Annotated in this window: 18 protein-coding genes; all 18 read right to left on the reverse strand. The window is 58.0% G+C overall.

Features of this window, described 5'->3' with window-relative positions:
* Positions 1-884 precede the first annotated feature (884 nt).
* The 18 genes from ACRZ96_RS19455 to ACRZ96_RS19540 all read right to left on the reverse strand — a co-directional run bounded on the left by ACRZ96_RS19455 (position 885) and on the right by ACRZ96_RS19540 (position 14,837).
* Positions 885-1,667, reverse strand: coding sequence for a hypothetical protein (locus ACRZ96_RS19455; protein WP_170423543.1), 783 nt, complete (start codon positions 1,665-1,667; stop codon positions 885-887).
* Entirely contained in the window at positions 1,664-2,377 is a 714-nt protein-coding gene (locus tag ACRZ96_RS19460) for a hypothetical protein (RefSeq protein WP_480814957.1), read from the reverse strand. The genes ACRZ96_RS19455 and ACRZ96_RS19460 overlap by 4 nt, the downstream gene beginning before the upstream one ends.
* Positions 2,374-3,033 (reverse strand): exonuclease domain-containing protein, encoded by a 660-nt coding sequence (locus ACRZ96_RS19465; RefSeq protein WP_170423539.1) that lies wholly within the window; start codon positions 3,031-3,033, stop codon positions 2,374-2,376. The genes ACRZ96_RS19460 and ACRZ96_RS19465 overlap by 4 nt, the downstream gene beginning before the upstream one ends.
* Positions 3,033-4,007, reverse strand: coding sequence for a hypothetical protein (locus ACRZ96_RS19470; RefSeq protein WP_170423537.1), 975 nt, complete (start codon positions 4,005-4,007; stop codon positions 3,033-3,035). The genes ACRZ96_RS19465 and ACRZ96_RS19470 overlap by 1 nt, the downstream gene beginning before the upstream one ends.
* Positions 4,008-4,012: 5 nt before the next feature.
* Complete coding sequence (locus ACRZ96_RS19475; RefSeq protein WP_170423535.1) at positions 4,013-4,963, reverse strand: hypothetical protein; 951 nt, start codon at positions 4,961-4,963, stop codon at positions 4,013-4,015.
* On the reverse strand, positions 4,960-5,517 hold the full coding sequence (locus ACRZ96_RS19480) for a hypothetical protein (protein ID WP_170423533.1): 558 nt from the start codon (positions 5,515-5,517) through the stop codon (positions 4,960-4,962). Before ACRZ96_RS19480 ends, ACRZ96_RS19475 begins: the two co-directional genes overlap by 4 nt.
* Positions 5,514-5,954 carry a ProQ/FINO family protein gene (locus tag ACRZ96_RS19485; protein ID WP_170423531.1) on the reverse strand — a complete coding sequence of 147 codons (441 nt, stop codon included), beginning with the start codon at positions 5,952-5,954 and terminating at the stop codon, positions 5,514-5,516. The genes ACRZ96_RS19480 and ACRZ96_RS19485 overlap by 4 nt, the downstream gene beginning before the upstream one ends.
* Before the next feature lie 13 nt (positions 5,955-5,967).
* Positions 5,968-6,390 (reverse strand): hypothetical protein, encoded by a 423-nt coding sequence (locus tag ACRZ96_RS19490; RefSeq protein WP_170423529.1) that lies wholly within the window; start codon positions 6,388-6,390, stop codon positions 5,968-5,970.
* Positions 6,390-6,662: a hypothetical protein gene (locus ACRZ96_RS19495; protein WP_170423527.1), complete on the reverse strand. Its 273-nt coding sequence runs from the start codon at positions 6,660-6,662 to the stop codon at positions 6,390-6,392. The genes ACRZ96_RS19490 and ACRZ96_RS19495 overlap by 1 nt, the downstream gene beginning before the upstream one ends.
* Positions 6,659-7,171 carry a hypothetical protein gene (locus tag ACRZ96_RS19500; RefSeq protein WP_170423525.1) on the reverse strand — a complete coding sequence of 171 codons (513 nt, stop codon included), beginning with the start codon at positions 7,169-7,171 and terminating at the stop codon, positions 6,659-6,661. The genes ACRZ96_RS19495 and ACRZ96_RS19500 overlap by 4 nt, the downstream gene beginning before the upstream one ends.
* Positions 7,168-7,737 (reverse strand): hypothetical protein, encoded by a 570-nt coding sequence (locus tag ACRZ96_RS19505; protein WP_170423523.1) that lies wholly within the window; start codon positions 7,735-7,737, stop codon positions 7,168-7,170. The genes ACRZ96_RS19500 and ACRZ96_RS19505 overlap by 4 nt, the downstream gene beginning before the upstream one ends.
* A gap of 259 nt (positions 7,738-7,996) precedes the next feature.
* Positions 7,997-11,188: a hypothetical protein gene (locus tag ACRZ96_RS19510; protein WP_170423521.1), complete on the reverse strand. Its 3,192-nt coding sequence runs from the start codon at positions 11,186-11,188 to the stop codon at positions 7,997-7,999.
* A gap of 190 nt (positions 11,189-11,378) precedes the next feature.
* Positions 11,379-11,696, reverse strand: coding sequence for a hypothetical protein (locus ACRZ96_RS19515; protein WP_170423518.1), 318 nt, complete (start codon positions 11,694-11,696; stop codon positions 11,379-11,381).
* Positions 11,697-12,016: 320 nt separating this feature from the next.
* Positions 12,017-12,268 (reverse strand): hypothetical protein, encoded by a 252-nt coding sequence (locus ACRZ96_RS19520; RefSeq protein WP_170423516.1) that lies wholly within the window; start codon positions 12,266-12,268, stop codon positions 12,017-12,019.
* A gap of 113 nt (positions 12,269-12,381) precedes the next feature.
* A complete protein-coding gene (locus tag ACRZ96_RS19525) occupies positions 12,382-12,717 on the reverse strand; it encodes a hypothetical protein (RefSeq protein WP_170423514.1) in 336 nt (111 codons plus the stop codon).
* The gene (locus tag ACRZ96_RS19530) at positions 12,714-13,025 is read right to left on the reverse strand and encodes a hypothetical protein (protein ID WP_170423512.1); all 312 of its coding nucleotides are present in this window, start codon (positions 13,023-13,025) and stop codon (positions 12,714-12,716) included. The genes ACRZ96_RS19525 and ACRZ96_RS19530 overlap by 4 nt, the downstream gene beginning before the upstream one ends.
* Before the next feature lie 85 nt (positions 13,026-13,110).
* Positions 13,111-13,617: a hypothetical protein gene (locus ACRZ96_RS19535; RefSeq protein WP_170423510.1), complete on the reverse strand. Its 507-nt coding sequence runs from the start codon at positions 13,615-13,617 to the stop codon at positions 13,111-13,113.
* The gene (locus ACRZ96_RS19540) at positions 13,614-14,837 is read right to left on the reverse strand and encodes an integrase arm-type DNA-binding domain-containing protein (protein ID WP_170423508.1); all 1,224 of its coding nucleotides are present in this window, start codon (positions 14,835-14,837) and stop codon (positions 13,614-13,616) included. Before ACRZ96_RS19540 ends, ACRZ96_RS19535 begins: the two co-directional genes overlap by 4 nt.
* Positions 14,838-15,117: the final 280 nt, after the last annotated feature.

The following is a 15,117-nucleotide window of genomic DNA, read 5'->3' on the forward strand; positions in this document are numbered from 1 at the left end:
TTTGGATGACCTAAAGGGAACGATCCTGCGGAATATCCAGTCTCAATTTTCGTGCGTCCATCCTTGCTACTGCGCTGTAGTGGATAGAAGCTCAGGAAATTTTGTTCTTTCCTCTTGGCATAGTGTGCTTTCGAAATTGAGAGACTTATCGGCGAAGTCTGTACTACGGTGCAGGCGATCAGAGACTGTGTTAAGGTTTTCAGACGATGCTAGAAACCATCCTCTATATTCTAGGCGGTGCGTTGGTACTTGTGATCGTAGCGCCTATTCTACTCGGGCTGATTTGGACGTTAGTCGCCTGTTTGGTACTGCTTTTACATCACCTATACGTCATAGATGCCGGGCACGCACAAATATTACAGGGGTATTTTTCCCACGGAAGATGGATTTCTCAAAGGCGTTCGCCGACAAAGGCCGTGGGTTTGGTTGCGCTTATTGGATTTGTGGCGTTTGTTATTGTTTCAAGAAGAGGTTTCTAAAAAACAAGATGTGCCGTGTCGATTTGAGCGTGAGCGTGAGCGTGAGCGTTGCAAATTCCATTCCATCCGCGACCAACGCCATTCAAGTATTTTAATTTATTGGGTAAAGTGTTCAGCTGGTATGTCAACGTGATTGGGTCGTAACTGGCTTTGACGCCCGAGGAAGTTCGTTTTTCAAAGTACTCTTCATACAACATGTTTGCCCGCGAAATTCTTACGATTTCATTCGATGGCAACAGATCGAACTTGGGTGAGCATGGCACAGGGGAAATGCAGGGGACAAGCCGCCTACCCACCCAAAACAGCCATATAAACAAGGGATAATGCGCTGAGGCTTGGTAGCAGGGCTAGGTGTCGAACCCCAAAAAACACCTGATTGCCGCACGGTTCATGACAGCACCTACATCAATACCGATGGGTCGTGATTTCGTTGTAGAGAAAATCGAACGTCTCATCCGTCTCACCGCGCCGCGTGATCGGGGCAGGTACCATCGGTCCGTGCATGATCTCGGTCAGCGTACCGATCACCGCCGGCAGCTTGGGCAGATCGCTTACATCATTGCGCGGGTCGTCGATAATGCCGTCCATCTCGGCCCGCACACGCCCCTGAAGAGGGCAGTGGACGCTCATTGACCACGAGGGCGGGTTCAGCGCATCGTCGCGCGGCTCTGTGAGCCTCCCGGCCACGTTGACTGCCTCGAAACCCACCATCCACTGGCCGGGTGGGCGAAAACGCGGGTCGATTTCTGTATATACATCGCGGACACCCTCATAGGCCACCATCGGGCGGAACCGATCTGCCCCCTGCCCGATCTTCTCGACCGACGCTTCCGCAATCGCATCGCGCGTTGCGTTCAGCCTCGGCTGATTGCCGGGGCCAATCGCCAACATGACCCCCGGACAGGATTTCCAGACCGTATTGTTGAAACCGACGATCTCATCCACTGCCTTGCGGCTGCTGGTGACTTCCATGTCGATCAGGTGCGTGATCTGCAAGACTATCTTTGCGTTGGCCGAAATCGTGTCCAACATACCCGGCTCCGGGGTCGCCACCGGCTGCTGCCAGATCTGCAACTGACCGCCGGCAGCGACCAGACGATCGCCGTACCACTGCCAGTATGAACCCGCCACCGGCACCTGCGGCGGCGCATGCCACCGCCCTCTGATTTGCTGTAATGCCACGTTCATACCCCTGGTCCCTCCACGTCATTTGTTAATCTGTCCGGCCAATGATCCCGCATTCGCGCAATCATCGCCTTTGTCCAAAGCATATCCGCTGCCGACACGGCCATGCTCACGCTGTTCAAGATGTCGTCAAACTGGCTGATTTGGCTATCGGGCTCATCGACCAGAATACGCCCGGATTTTGACAGTTTTGTCCGCAAGCTCCGCGCCTCTGCCTCCAGCGTCGGCCCGTGCTTCAAATTGGCAGGAATAATCAGCCGCTCGGCCTGCGCGGCCGCATCCAGGTTGGACAGATGACCCAACTTGGAGGCATAAATCGTCATTGTCGACTGATCAAACCGATCGCTCCGACCATCCTCTGATCCGGTTGCGATGAACCCGAGCAACAGGTTGCTGTCAAAACCCTCACGGGCCCGCTCAACAATCGGCCGGCCAATGCCATTGGCATCGATGATAATGGCAGGCGGCATGGTGTACTTTTCTGTTTCCAGCCACCGTGCCAATTCCTTGATCCGATCGATGATGATCTTGTGATGCTGCCCCTGCCCGCGTTCCAAGTGACTGACTTCGACAATCGGCTGCGCGGAGTCAGCGTGCCACTCGCCGGTGAAACTCAGCACCGATATCGCCGTATAGTCACCGGCGACAGCGGAGGCAGGGTCGGTGGAGATAATGCAGGGCCGGCCGGCCCAACCTGTGTACCGACCGCTCATCCCATTCTCCGTTTCAATTCCTTATCCGCATGAAAACGAATGTCAGGGTCCATGCCATCTTCTGCCGCCATCCATTGCAAATACCCTGTATCCGCATCTGCCCACGGCTTGTCTCGGTATTTGCCCAGTGGAACTACCGGCATCCTGCGCGGCTCATCGGTCCACCGGGCGATCTCCTCTGCGGAGGCGCCGGCTGCCAGCATGGCGACAACGATATGCGCGGTCATATAACTGTCGGGCCCAGCGCGGTGCGCAGGCTCCGCCAGAGCACGTTCAGGCGCGATTAGGCCCTGATCCCAGAGCCAGTAGAACAATGCGCCATTCGCGTGGCTCGGAGCCTCTGGCCAGACATGAAGGGCGCTCTTATAGCTGCAAAGAAACTGCGCGCTGGGCGCAAACTTCTGCTCGAACGCGGCGTTGTGGGCAATCAGTGGAACTGGGACTATTACCTCGGCCTCGTCAAAGGGCGCGAACGACGCCGTGTCCTCGGCGCTGATGTGATGAACAGCCCGCGCTATAGGCGACATCTGATCCACGCGACACAGGCGACTGACCGGAGGCTGAACCACACCATCCACGATATCGGTCCACCCAATCTCGCAAACCTCAGCCTCGGGCGGCTCGGTCCCAGTTGTTTCGAAATCGATAACGCGCATCAATGGACCCTCTGAGGCTGAATTGCGCGGCGATGCTGCGGCGCCAACTTTGGAAGGATGTGCTGGATATAGCGGGGCGGCATTTTACTGATCACCTCTGCCAGAACATCCGTGGTCGGATAGGGGTGGTAGCTGGAACTGTCCCCCGGATGAACCGGCCGGCGCAGGTTTGGCAGGTCATTCCAACTGTCATCAACACCGTAGGGCCAAGACGGATCGTATGGGCTGTAGTAATAAGAACCAGGTTCCGGCTGACCCTTTTGCAGAGGACCTCGCGTTTCATGCTTTGTGTAAAGATGCCCCCAGATATCGGCTGTCCGAGGATCGCGGCAGGTGTAGGTCTCGGCCATCTTGTACGCGATGGCCACCGCAGTGATCAGATCCGTGAATTCCCCCTGCATTGCCTCTGGTGTGAGAACCGTACCCTTGCCCGCATTATTGATCTTTGTGCGCAGTTGCTGCGCCTCCGAATACAGGTTTTTACCGTGCCTCAATGTGTCCGGAATCCGCAGGGCACCACTGCGAATGGCGGCATCCATGGTCACAAACGCGTCAAACAGACTGCACTGCATACCAGCAAAGGTTTCGATCTGAGGGGTCACCATGATCACGGGATCACTTGAGTGGTTGGTGTCGAAAACATAAGGGTCCCAACCCCGGCGACAGCAGTTGTGACTGCCCACAAGATCATAAGCAAAAGGCTGCGTGACCGGCGTGCTTTCCACTGCCACGTGAAAGGCCAGCGCGCCCGCGTCCGAAACGGCGCGGGTTATCGTCTCCATTCGCAACATCACGTCTCGGGGGTCGTACATCTGACCGCGCTCCAAATGAAACAGGTCGAACTTCGGCTTTCCACCAACCCAGCCCGTGTGTTTCAGAACAGCGAGCGCACTGAAATCACCATGAACCTGCGATCCAATGCTAATGCCGCCTACCGCAACAAAGCTGTCACCAGTTGCTTTTGCATTTCTCATTCTCGTCACCCCCATCCCGGCGCACTGGGCACATCCAGCGCATCCACATCATCGGTTACTGCCGCCTTCAAAGCCGACAGGTTGAACAGACCGCGACCATCTTCCCAGAATGTCGGCGGCAGGTCGGTCCGCACTTTGCCATCCACGATCGGCGCGTATTCACTGCTGAAGTACAGATCCGACATGATCGCCCGCTGCTGGCGCAGGAAACTGTCGGTGATCCGTGGATTGTCGTCCACGCAGGCCTGCGTCAGCGTGCATTTCATCCCCCCAGGGTCCATGCAACACCGGTAAAACAGCCCCTGCGGCACACCCGGAGTCGAGGCGAGCAAAGTGGCCGTCGAACTCGGGCAAAAGGAACTCATCATAGGGAAAACAACACCGGTCACATCCTCGCCGCCGCCTTCAAGGTGACCCGCCTCGTCTATTAAGGCCAAGGTCAAAGTTTCACCACGGGCCGTTGAACTCGCAGGTAAGGCCAATATCCGCGATCCACCGCTGGTGATGATCCTGTCGGAGGCCGATTGGTCAAACTCAACATCCGCCGCCGTTAGGAAGTCTCTGGTATAGGCCAGTGTTTTTTCTGCCTGCCTGACACCGGCAGCAAAGAAGCCAATGCCGGGTGCCATGTCTGTGACTTCCCTGCGCGGCTTCGATCCGGGTATCTTGATCTGGCGCACAGGGACCTTGGCCTCTGACCACCAGCTTGCTGCCAGCCCCATGCTTTGGCTTTTGCCCATCTGACGTGCGCTCCACCAACAATGCAGGTTGATAAAATCCCCACTCGCCGCCTTGGGAGGATCAGCCACCAAGCGCAGGCCCGTTTGCTGCCAATCGTCCAACTGCAAACTCGGGAACTTGATCCCCGACCACACAACGGGGTCACGCATCGATCGGACATAGCCGCTTAAACCATGCAAAGGATCAGGATGGATCGGCTGGGCCGGCACGTTCATAACGTCTCTCCCTCGATCACATCTCCTGACGCTTCTGCGGCGATGCGGGCGAGGGAGGCATCAACCTTGCCCATGGCCCGTTCCAATGCCGCCATGCCACCCTCAACCGGAGCCAGTTCCGCGACCAGAAACTTTAGCAACAAGCGCGAGGCGACGTCATCGCCGCCCTCAACCTTGATGTTATTCTGCAGCCAACCGCCCACCCGGCCGCGCGCCAGTGCCAACTGCCGCATTTCAGCGGCCACGGCCGTCTTTTCCTTAACGCCAGCATCATTCTCGCGCGCCTGATCCGCTGCATCGAGCAACAGGGCGCTGGCTTCTTCGATATCATCCAGAGCCTCTGCAACATCCGCTGCCCGCGCACGGTCGCGGTTGACCGGATGGAACAAAGCCGCAGGCAGATGCCGCTTGGCATAGGTCTTTAACTTGCCTGGAGTCAGTTGAACCTCGGGATCTTGGTATTTCCGCATGATATCAGCAGCGCCCATCCCATCTTTCAGGGCCTTGATGATCTCCTTGCGGTTCTGGTGGCGATCGATGTCGCTGATACTCATCGCTTGGCCCTCCTCTGCAATGCCCTGCGGGCGCGGCGCCTATCCTCTGCGGAGACGGGCCCGACAGGGCTTCCCTTGAGATCGTAACGCTGAGACCCGGTCTTTGCCAAAGCCTCATGGTATTCGCGGCGCTTGACCCATTTGCGCAGAACCTGGCTCATCACCGAATGACTGACGCCCAGCGCCTTTCGGATCTTTTTGTCGATACCAATGGCCAGTGGCTTCGGGTCTGATGGATTGAACACCCTGCCAAATCGGCGCCGGCACTGGCGAAAGGCAGCCTCTGCCTTCACATCTCGCACACGCTTGGCCTCGATCACGTCAAGGCGGCTTTGCTGTATCTGCTCCACCCTTTCCTTGGCCTGCTCGGGAGACCCCAGATTCAGGCTTAGCTTCCCGTTGCGCCGGGGCGGTACAATCTGTTGTGCTTCACTCATCATTCGGCTCTCCTCAATCCTTTAGCCATTCCAGAACATCGTCGTCGGACTCGGGTGCACTTGGCGCGCTTGCGGCGTCTGGCTGTGGCATCAGGGCCTCCTTCTCAATGTATCGGATCTGATTGTTCGTCGCCTTGGACACGATCCGATCGACCTCGGACGTCAAAGGCGGGCCCATCATTTCAAGGGCCTCCTGCCGGACGTGCTCGGGGCACCCGCTGTTTTGACGTACCATAGACAACATGATCCGGATGATCGTCGCATTGGGTTGCTCGATCACGCTCCCCAATTGTGCCAGATAGACCACCAGCCGCTCGACATTGTCGCGCAGTTCCACTGTGTCCTTGGCTCTGATGATGCCAACACCCGCCTCAATCGCCTCCAACTCGCGCTGCAGAAGGGAATGAAAGCGGGTTGTGACACTGTTTTGACCCATTACGCGACAACCTCTGTTTGGGGCACAAGGTCCCGAACCGAAATATTGATCGCAGGTGACCCCAGGTTTTGTGCCAGCCGCAAACGATCGATGCGCCAGCCTACCTTTGTGCGATCCGGCAGCGATGGCTGCAGGCTTTTGATCGTTATGTCCGCTGTTGCGATGAACAGTTGCAGAAGCGCCGCGCTGGGCGCCGGATGGGCCAGAACCGTCTCGTGGGACCCGATGGTGATTGTACGTACTGTCCCGCAATCTCCCGAAACCTGGGTCATTGGTCTGTTCCTTTCTGCTTGAGAGCACGGCGGCGGGCGTTCAATGCCGCCTCTGCCATTGCAGCTTGCGGCCCGCCCGGTCGATCGAGGCGCATGAACTCTTTCACCAGCTTACGATGCTGGGTCATGGCAATGCCTGCGAACATTCCCCTGCAATCGAGATCCCGGCAGGCAACCGGCTTCAGATCAGTGCCGTGCAGGCTACATCCGCCATTGGACAAAGCGGGGCACGGATGTTCAATCGGCCGGCGGGTCGTGCCATGGAATGGGCTCTCGGGCAGTTCCTCGCCCAGCGCACCCCGTTCTTCGAACCATTGGATCGTGGCAGCGCTGTCCTCTGCAGGGTCAATGCCCGAAGCGTTTGGTCCATTCCGGCAACAAGACTGGCACCCAGTGCAATCCAAAGGGCGATCGAGGCTCAGGTCCCCCTGACGTGGTTGCTTGTCATACAGACCAGCAATCAGGGCGACGAGCTTGTCCAGCCTTCGCTTATCAAGAGTATCACTCACGTCGTTTCCTCCACTGTTATTATGGGCGCGCCCAGCGCTGCCTCTGCCGGTGTGCGTTCGATCGCGATCCAGACATAATCTTCAGATGATTTGTGCTTGCTGCCCTCGATCCAGCGGATGCGGCCGACCACTGCTAGATGGCGCACGTGCGGCGCAAACGGCCGGAACCACTGGTTTCCGAGCCATGAAAGCGGGACCAACCACCAGCTTGTCACTGGCCATGTGATCGCCGCTGTCAGGATCGGGACCGCCAGATGGCGGCTGTAGGGCGGATTGCTGATTGCAACCTCGATTTCGGGACGCTCTTCCCACTGCTCAGACGTGATTAAAGATGCGTCCAACCGTTCGATTCCGGGTGCCCTCGGGGCGATGTCCGCCGCCCAGCCGCAGATGTGGCCCTCGCCTTTAAGATGTGAGATCAGGCGACCGTCTCCAGCGCACAACTCTGCGTAGACCAGTGGCTGAGAGCCCAGCGCTTTGACCAGCACGCGCACCGGCTCCGCTGGCGTGGTGATAAGGTCCTTCGTTGCCGCTGAATGGCGCGGCCCGCCGATGCGTTTCGTCATCGCGCCGCCCTCCTCTGAAGGGGTGCGCCTTGCGCGAAACAGTCTGGATTGACGACTACGGGTAAAGTTACGGGTAACGGGTAAGTGGAGGTAATCCGGCGGAGTTCATTTTTGTCAGACCAAAAAATACTTTCCTTTTTTCTCCAAATATTTCTCATTTTGAAACACGCCAGCTCTGGCGGGTTACTCAGATTACCCGTATTACCCTTAACTTTACCCGGTGCGAGGCCCCGATTACCCGGGAAATGGGGGTTCACACTCACAGCCCCACCTCCTGAACCCAATATTTCGTGCCCTTGGTGATGTTGTCCGGCTCACTCTGAAGCCGCACGGCTTTCCCGTCGAATTCGACCGTTTCCAGCATGTTTTTGAGCTTCTTTCCCACAGCCGTCGCCACAGGTTCCTTGAAGTCTGAGAAGCGTTTTCCGCCCGCCCACATCTCGACCGCATCCCTCAGTGCAGCCCCCCGCGCACGGTCCGCCCGCCATTTACCGAGAGCCGTGGAATGCCCGCCTTGGTTGTATGCGCCTCCGAATGGAACAGGTGGTTCCTGAGCGTAGGCAAGGCCAATGATCTTGGTGATCAGATCGGTTGCCGTGAAGAACTCGGTCATCGCCCCCGGCTTTCCCGCCGCAGCCCCTTTGAACGCGGTGATGACGGCATCGAAGAAGATTTCCTGCGCCTCGGCCTTCTCGTTCGAGCTTGAGTTCTCGTAGTCCTTGGTGACCTGTGTGAAATCGATCTGTCCGCCTGATGCGATTTCCACCGGCCGGCCGACAAGGTGCATCCATTTCTTGAAGCGTGTACCGACCACCCCGTCCTTGGGCCGTTCGACCAGCAAAATGTCGTAGAGTGCCGAAAGTATTTTGGGCCGGTTATCCAGAACCCATTCGAACGGATCTGGGTGTTTGAACGGGCGCTCCTCTGGATTGACCTGAGTGACTTCCAGCCAGATGCGCAGGACGCGGGATGCGAGGTCGCCTTTGGCGCCGAGGTTGTTTCCGGTCCACATGAAGGTGATGAGGGCCAGCACCTGTTCGATTTCTGATTTACCCAGAACGCGGTCGGAGGCCACGCCGCTGGTCAGGATGGCATTGACGGTTGTGTCATCGATCTGGGCGCCGAGGTCCAGATTGTCGAAGACAATGTGGGTGATACCGCCGAACAGGGACGCCATGATTGTTTTCTTGCGCTCTTCGGCATTCTTGTCCCATGGGCTTGTCGGTGGCCGCTCCCCCAAGACAGCGAGGCAGAGCATGATGAGCAGGGTTGTCTTACCACCACCGCGTTTGGCAGCGGTTACGATAAACCCAGGTTTCTCCGGCAGCAGAGGTCCTTCGATCAGGGACAGCATCAGGCTGATGGCGATAGCCTTGCCCTCGATATCGGTCAGTACGTCCGCGAGCAATTCATTGCAGAGCCAATCGAAGGCGGCTCGGGCTTTTTCGACGGATGTGCGCCCTTTGGGCAGGTGATCCTTGATGCTGACATCGATGTCGAAGAACACCTGCATGTTCCGTTCCAGCCCAGAGGGTGCGATCAGTTCGCCGTTTTGCAGGACGATGGGCAGCTTCGAGACAGAGGAGACCTTTGGGCAGGCGCTTTGTTCCCATGATGCATAGGCCGATATCCACTGCGGTTTGACGTGGCGCGAGATCTCAACGGTTACGCTGCCGCCTTCGCCATCGTCGATTTCGCGGTCCTCGTGCCAGCGGATGAATTTCTCGGTTTCGACGGACGCTGCCGCACCCGCCAGAGGGGTGATGGCGAGGATACTGGCCTCTGTCTCCTGCATCCCGGCATTGATCTCTGCATCGGTGCGCAGTTCGAACACTTTCGGGATAGACCTCCGCACGACGGTTGCCATTTGGCCGCGCTGGTTGCGCATGGGCGGCGCGTCTGCATCGACAGTGGACAGAACGGCGTCGAGTTTTACGAAGTGTTTGGTCAGTTCCTCTTCATAGGGCGGGATATGCATGGCCATGCGGTCGTCATTGATGCGGGCGGCTTCCAGTTCTTCCTGATCGTTGCGCAGGCGCTCTGCCCTGCGGCGGGCGAGGTCGTTCCTGATGGCGCGGGCGGCTTGTTGCGGTCCGATGTTGTGGGTCTCGTGCAGGCAGTCCTTGAGCTCGGTCAGTTCGGACTCCGACGCTTTGGACAGGTAGACCTGCTCGGCAAAGATGGTGAGCGCGTAGCGCTTTTCAGAGGACCGGATGGCTGCCTTTACCTGTTCGATGCTGGGCATCATCCGGTAGATGGCGCCGCCATGTCCGAAGGTGTGGATGCAATAGAACCCTTCGGGATCTGGATCGGGCATGATCTTGGCTTTACAGCGGCCATAGTCCACGCCTTCTAGGGGATCGGCCATGGTGCATCCGATATAGTGGTCAAAGTTGTTCAGGATGGTTTCGACGGTGACGACCGATCCGTCATCCATTTCCAGCTCGACATCTGGGCCGAGGAAACAATCGTGGCGGCGGGCAATCTGTTTCTTGGCAGCGGTCTCGGGCATGCCTTTGGTTTCGACCAGCCGCTTGACCATTTTCTTTTCGAACTTGTCGCGCACGACCTTGGCCTCTGCGCTGGTGTCTTTCTTCGCCTGCGCCACGAGCCGTTGGTAGGCGGCTTCCTCTGCGGGGGTGAGATCTTCGAGAAAGATTTCGGTATTCAGGGGCTGGCCTTCGAAAACCAGGGGCTTGCGCGCCGCAACATCCTGAACCAGCGGAGGTTCAACGATAGGCGCGCCTTCAAAAACGAGCCGTTCGGGGCTGGCAACGGTCACGTCCACCAGCGTGCGCTTCAATTGCGATCCGGCTTTGGACACCATGATCCAGCCGACCTCTGCCAACCAGAGGCGCTTGGCCATAACGTCGAGGGCGCGGGGCGCGTCGGCGCCGTTCATGATTGTGACATAGATATGCAGTCCACCACTGCCGTCGAATTCTTCCTCTGTCTCGGTGTTGCGCAGACCGGAGGATGTGCTGGCGCGAACCACGTGACCGATTTTCTTCAGGAATGGCATGACTTCGCAGAGGATATGCCAGATGCCGTCACGCTCGACGGCGGTCATGATCTCCCGTGGCGCGCCTTTGAAATCCACATCAAGAAGCATTGGCGCTGGGACGCCTTCGGCAAAGTGCATGTTGCGCAGGGAACGTGAGATCGATCCGGGGCTGTCCGGTTCGTTTGCTGCCGTGACGATATCGATGGTGCCGCCATTGTGCTCTTTAGGCACGCCCAGCGCCAGCGCGGTGCTGCTCTTCATACTACCGATGGTTTCGGCCAGACCGGTCAGGTCGTCGATTGTGATGACCTTGGCCTTTCCACTGCCCATGATGCAGGCGCTGCCATCTGAGACTGGCCTGCCGTTTTCGTCGGCGGTGATCTTTTTGCTGAGCACACCCCGGTGTTTGTTGAACAGGGTGATTTTGATTGGATCATTCTTTGCCATTCTGGCGCAGTCCCTTTGTTTTTGTTGGGGGCCGTTGCCGCCTCGGCCCCTGAGACCGGTCCTCTGCGCGTGATCTCCTATTGCGGCACACAGAGGTCGGTTTGGTTGTTGGTTGCCCACCGCCGGCGCGGACGACGCCAGAGGTGGGCGGTTCAGGACGTCTGGGTCAGACGGCCTCGGCGTGTGGCTGCTACTTCTCCATCGCCGCTTCCTCCTCTGCGGCTGCGACGTGCGCCAGCGCGTCGAGCAGATCGAAAAACTCCGTCTCGCCCCATAGCGCGCGCCCTGATGCGCTGTTGATCAGGACCATCTCACCCTCGGTCAGGTCATCGAGGCCGTGGACAATTGGGGTCCACGGCCCCTCGGCCTCTGTTTCTGGATCGATAGGCGCCTGCCAGCCCAGCACAATGCCGTGGTGGGTGGTGACGCTGCCATCGGCAGCGTTCTGAACCCACACGGCCGTGTCCCACACAGTGGTGTTGTTGGTGCGCGTGATCATGCCCTTCATGCCGCTTCCTCTGCCTCAGCGAAGGCGCGGTCTGGCGCCTCGAAGGTGACCTCATTCCAGCGGATTTCTCCGCCGTCTGACTCCACGTGGTGGGTAAACTTAAACTTCATGATCTTCTCCTCATCATCGTTAAGATCTTGCCGCGCGCCGAAGGTCGGAGAGCAGTTGTTTCTCCGAACGGTGGCAGCTTGGCGTGGATGGCGTATCGATCGGGGGCATGGCCCCTGTTGGATCGAACAGCCGGTAATGGTTTCAGCGAGTTGTCGTGACCTTCCGGCCGAAGAGGCGGGCAAGTTTCCGCAGGTGACGTTCGCGTTTCCTCATTGCCCATCCGCGACTTTGCGCGCCTCCCTTGCCACAGCCCGGATGCGCTCGCGCAGTTTGCCGAGATCGCCGGCCAGACCGACAATTTTCGGGTGCTTTGCGTATTGCTCGACCTGCCCAATGGCGTCGGTGGCGGCATCCTCTGCCTTGAGCAGCCTGCTGTGAGCATTATGCGCGCGGGTTTGTGTCTGGCTGAAACGCGCACCTGATGCGCGGCCAACGGTTCGAATGCCGGCGACGGGTCTCATGGTGTCACCGTTTGATTTGCGCGTCGTCTGGGGTATATCTGGGTCATCTCCGTTTTTCTCCCTTGTTGGCGAAAGACGACATCATCGGGGCCTCGCCATTGGCGGGGCCTATTTCATTCGGCGGCGATGTCGTTTGATGCTTTGAGTTCCGGCAGTACCAGGTTGACGTCCTGCCAGGGCAGGCCCGCTGCGACAGCACGGACATGCTGAGCGTGCCAGTAGTGCACACGTCCGATCCTGACTGGTTCAGGCGCCTCCCCCCGGTCCACCATCCGACACCATGTGTCGGGGGAACCGGGGAACATCCCACGCATTCCGCTGTGAGACGATAGCTCGCGCAGGGCGACCATACCTGCAGAGGGAAACTGCTCGGGCGCGATGGGCAGGACAGGGCGCTTTGTGCCCTTGGCCTCTGCCACGGTGACTGTGTTCGTTGGGCGGGTTTTCATGCCACGGCCTCCTCGCCAGAGGCTTCCTTGCGGTGTGCCTTCCGAAACTGCATGAGTTCCAGATGATCATAGGATTTCATGATCTGGCGTGGGTCATCCCGGCAGGATGGTCGCTCCATGTATTCGATAAGATCGGCGCCGCGATACCGGACCTGCCCCGTTGGCAGGTTGATGAAGTTTGGCCCGATATGAAAGTCGCGCCAGTGCTCGATCAGGTAGAAATCGTCCTCGGGTATATCGAAGAGTTCAGCGACATACTCCTCTGAGTAGAGGCGGTACGGGACGGGTTGTTCGATTTTCTCTGACATCGCCAGTCTCCACAAAAAGATACTGACGAATCATTTAGACCATGGAGGGGGGTGATTTCGAACGTTCTAATTTACCCCCCCCTGTTTAGTCCGGACTGAAGAAGAACCTGACAACGTCCAAATGTGACATTTGGTTATGTTTTCGCAGGTAATTTTCAGCCAAGCTGCCGCGAGCGTTCTCTGCCGCATAGCGGGCATTGAGGTGGTATTTCATGCCTGTCAGGTCAGGTGCTTTGACCGCTGTATTGTGCCACGTCACAACATCGTCCCGATTTGTGCCGGTAATTTCAGCAACCTTTGTCCTCGCATCCTCTGGTGAGAAATGGTTGTCGATCAGGAACAGGACACTCCCGGCGACAGCCCCCTCATGCACTACCTTATTCATCGGCTTTGCCCTATTCCCCGCCTGAGACTTATGCATCTTTGTTAGCGTATCCTTCAGGTGCCGTGTCAAAGCCTCTGGAATAATGCCCTCTTGGTCGCGCAAAACCGCCAGAACCTCATCCAGTTCAATCACCCAGTGCCAATTCCCTGCGTGAGTTGGCTTGGTCAGCCGCTCCCGCAGCCAGTCGAAGTCTTTTTCCTGAGTCATCCCCGTCCCTCAGACATCATCATCGGCACCACATTAGACGCGCCGCTCTGAAGGTCCAACAGCCACTGACTCCAAGCGGACATCATTTCGCGGCGTTCATCCAGCAGCAGCGTCCGGTCGTAGGCGCGGCCGTGCACTTCCTTGCTGGTATGGGATAGTTGTGCTTCCGCCAGATCACGGCCGAACTTGAGCCGCTCGACCACGAGCGTGCGGAAGGTTGCGCGGAAACCATGCGCGGTTGTCCGGTCGCGCCAGCCGATGCTGTCGATCATGTCCATCGGCGCGGCAGAGGACACCGGGCCGCGCGCCAGCGGCGAGAAGAACACGCATTCGCGACCACCATTTATGGTGCGCTGGTCGTGCAGGATATCCATGACCGGATCGGTCAGGGGAATGGCCAGCGTGATGCCTGTCTTTGTGACGGGGTTGAACCAGACGCGCTCTTCCCAATCTATATCCGCCCAGCGCATCGATCGCACCTCGCCCGCCCTCTGGGCTGTGTGGGCAATGATGCGCACCAGAGGGACGCCCAGCGTTTTGTGGGGCCATGCCGCCAGATCCTGCAAGAATGCCGCCAGATCGTCCGGCTGGGTCAATGCGCGAAGATGCTGGGTCCTTGGCGCCTTGACGGTTCGAACCAAGCCCTCGCCAGGAACATCCGTTACCAAGCCGATTGCGGCGCCATAGTTCAGCACCTGTCTGATAATGCTGATCACGCGCTTTGCGGTATTCAGAGCATTGCGGTCTTTGATGCCGGCAATGGCGCGGGCGATGTCGATCGCTTTGATATCATCGGCGCGCATCGATCCGATCACTGGAATCACATCAATTTCCAACCTGTTCTCCACGCGCTCCGAATGGCTGGCGCTCCAGCCAGATTTCTCATTTGCCATCCACGCGCGGGCCAGTGCCGCGAAGCTGTCATTGGCCACGATCGATGCCCGAACCTCTGCGCGTTGCTGTTCCAGAACGACGTCGGTGCCCGCCTCGGTCAGGCGGCGCTGTTCCTCTGCCGCGTTGCGCGCGTCCTTGAGTGAGGTTGCCGGATAGGTACCCAGCACCACTTCGCGGTGGCGCCCATCCTGCGCCCGATACCTATAGACCCAGCTTTTGCGGCCGCTGGGCAGAACCACCAGAACCAAACCGCCACCATCGGTCAGTTTATATTTCCGATCGCGCGGCTTTGCAGACCGAACATCTGCGTCTTTCAGCTTTTGCATGTTTCATCTCCATCATCATCGGTGTCCCCACCATGTCCCCACTTCAGGGATCGGCGGCGGGCTGTTTAAAAACAGCGGCTTTCCGGACTATGAAACGGCGAAGGTCCAATCTCCAAAGGCCTCTGCGTATGCTTGCTGAATGATGATGATTTTATTTGACGGCCCTAGGCTCCACCAAAACCTAACAATACAACTGGATAGCAAGCATTAGAGCGGTGTGACACACAGGTGTGACACAAAATGAAGCTGCATGCGTATCTCTCAATGTCCAGACATGACA

The organism is Ruegeria sp. CF1 (genome assembly GCF_056537445.1).

What these genes read in the sequence shown, in the direction of transcription:
- ACRZ96_RS19455 (WP_170423543.1), bottom strand. Translation starts at nt 1,667, where the DNA reads ATGAACGTGGCATTACAGCAAATCAGAGGGCGGTGGCATGCGCCGCCG.
- ACRZ96_RS19460 (WP_480814957.1), bottom strand. Translation starts at nt 2,377, where the DNA reads ATGAGCGGTCGGTACACAGGTTGGGCCGGCCGGCCCTGCATTATCTCC.
- ACRZ96_RS19465 (WP_170423539.1), bottom strand. Translation starts at nt 3,033, where the DNA reads ATGCGCGTTATCGATTTCGAAACAACTGGGACCGAGCCGCCCGAGGCT.
- ACRZ96_RS19470 (WP_170423537.1), bottom strand. Translation starts at nt 4,007, where the DNA reads ATGAGAAATGCAAAAGCAACTGGTGACAGCTTTGTTGCGGTAGGCGGC.
- ACRZ96_RS19475 (WP_170423535.1), bottom strand. Translation starts at nt 4,963, where the DNA reads ATGAACGTGCCGGCCCAGCCGATCCATCCTGATCCTTTGCATGGTTTA.
- ACRZ96_RS19480 (WP_170423533.1), bottom strand. Translation starts at nt 5,517, where the DNA reads ATGAGTATCAGCGACATCGATCGCCACCAGAACCGCAAGGAGATCATC.
- ACRZ96_RS19485 (WP_170423531.1), bottom strand. Translation starts at nt 5,954, where the DNA reads ATGAGTGAAGCACAACAGATTGTACCGCCCCGGCGCAACGGGAAGCTA.
- ACRZ96_RS19490 (WP_170423529.1), bottom strand. Translation starts at nt 6,390, where the DNA reads ATGGGTCAAAACAGTGTCACAACCCGCTTTCATTCCCTTCTGCAGCGC.
- ACRZ96_RS19495 (WP_170423527.1), bottom strand. Translation starts at nt 6,662, where the DNA reads ATGACCCAGGTTTCGGGAGATTGCGGGACAGTACGTACAATCACCATC.
- ACRZ96_RS19505 (WP_170423523.1), bottom strand. Translation starts at nt 7,737, where the DNA reads ATGACGAAACGCATCGGCGGGCCGCGCCATTCAGCGGCAACGAAGGAC.
- ACRZ96_RS19510 (WP_170423521.1), bottom strand. Translation starts at nt 11,188, where the DNA reads ATGGCAAAGAATGATCCAATCAAAATCACCCTGTTCAACAAACACCGG.
- ACRZ96_RS19515 (WP_170423518.1), bottom strand. Translation starts at nt 11,696, where the DNA reads ATGAAGGGCATGATCACGCGCACCAACAACACCACTGTGTGGGACACG.
- ACRZ96_RS19520 (WP_170423516.1), bottom strand. Translation starts at nt 12,268, where the DNA reads ATGAGACCCGTCGCCGGCATTCGAACCGTTGGCCGCGCATCAGGTGCG.
- ACRZ96_RS19525 (WP_170423514.1), bottom strand. Translation starts at nt 12,717, where the DNA reads ATGAAAACCCGCCCAACGAACACAGTCACCGTGGCAGAGGCCAAGGGC.
- ACRZ96_RS19530 (WP_170423512.1), bottom strand. Translation starts at nt 13,025, where the DNA reads ATGTCAGAGAAAATCGAACAACCCGTCCCGTACCGCCTCTACTCAGAG.
- ACRZ96_RS19535 (WP_170423510.1), bottom strand. Translation starts at nt 13,617, where the DNA reads ATGACTCAGGAAAAAGACTTCGACTGGCTGCGGGAGCGGCTGACCAAG.
- ACRZ96_RS19540 (WP_170423508.1), bottom strand. Translation starts at nt 14,837, where the DNA reads ATGCAAAAGCTGAAAGACGCAGATGTTCGGTCTGCAAAGCCGCGCGAT.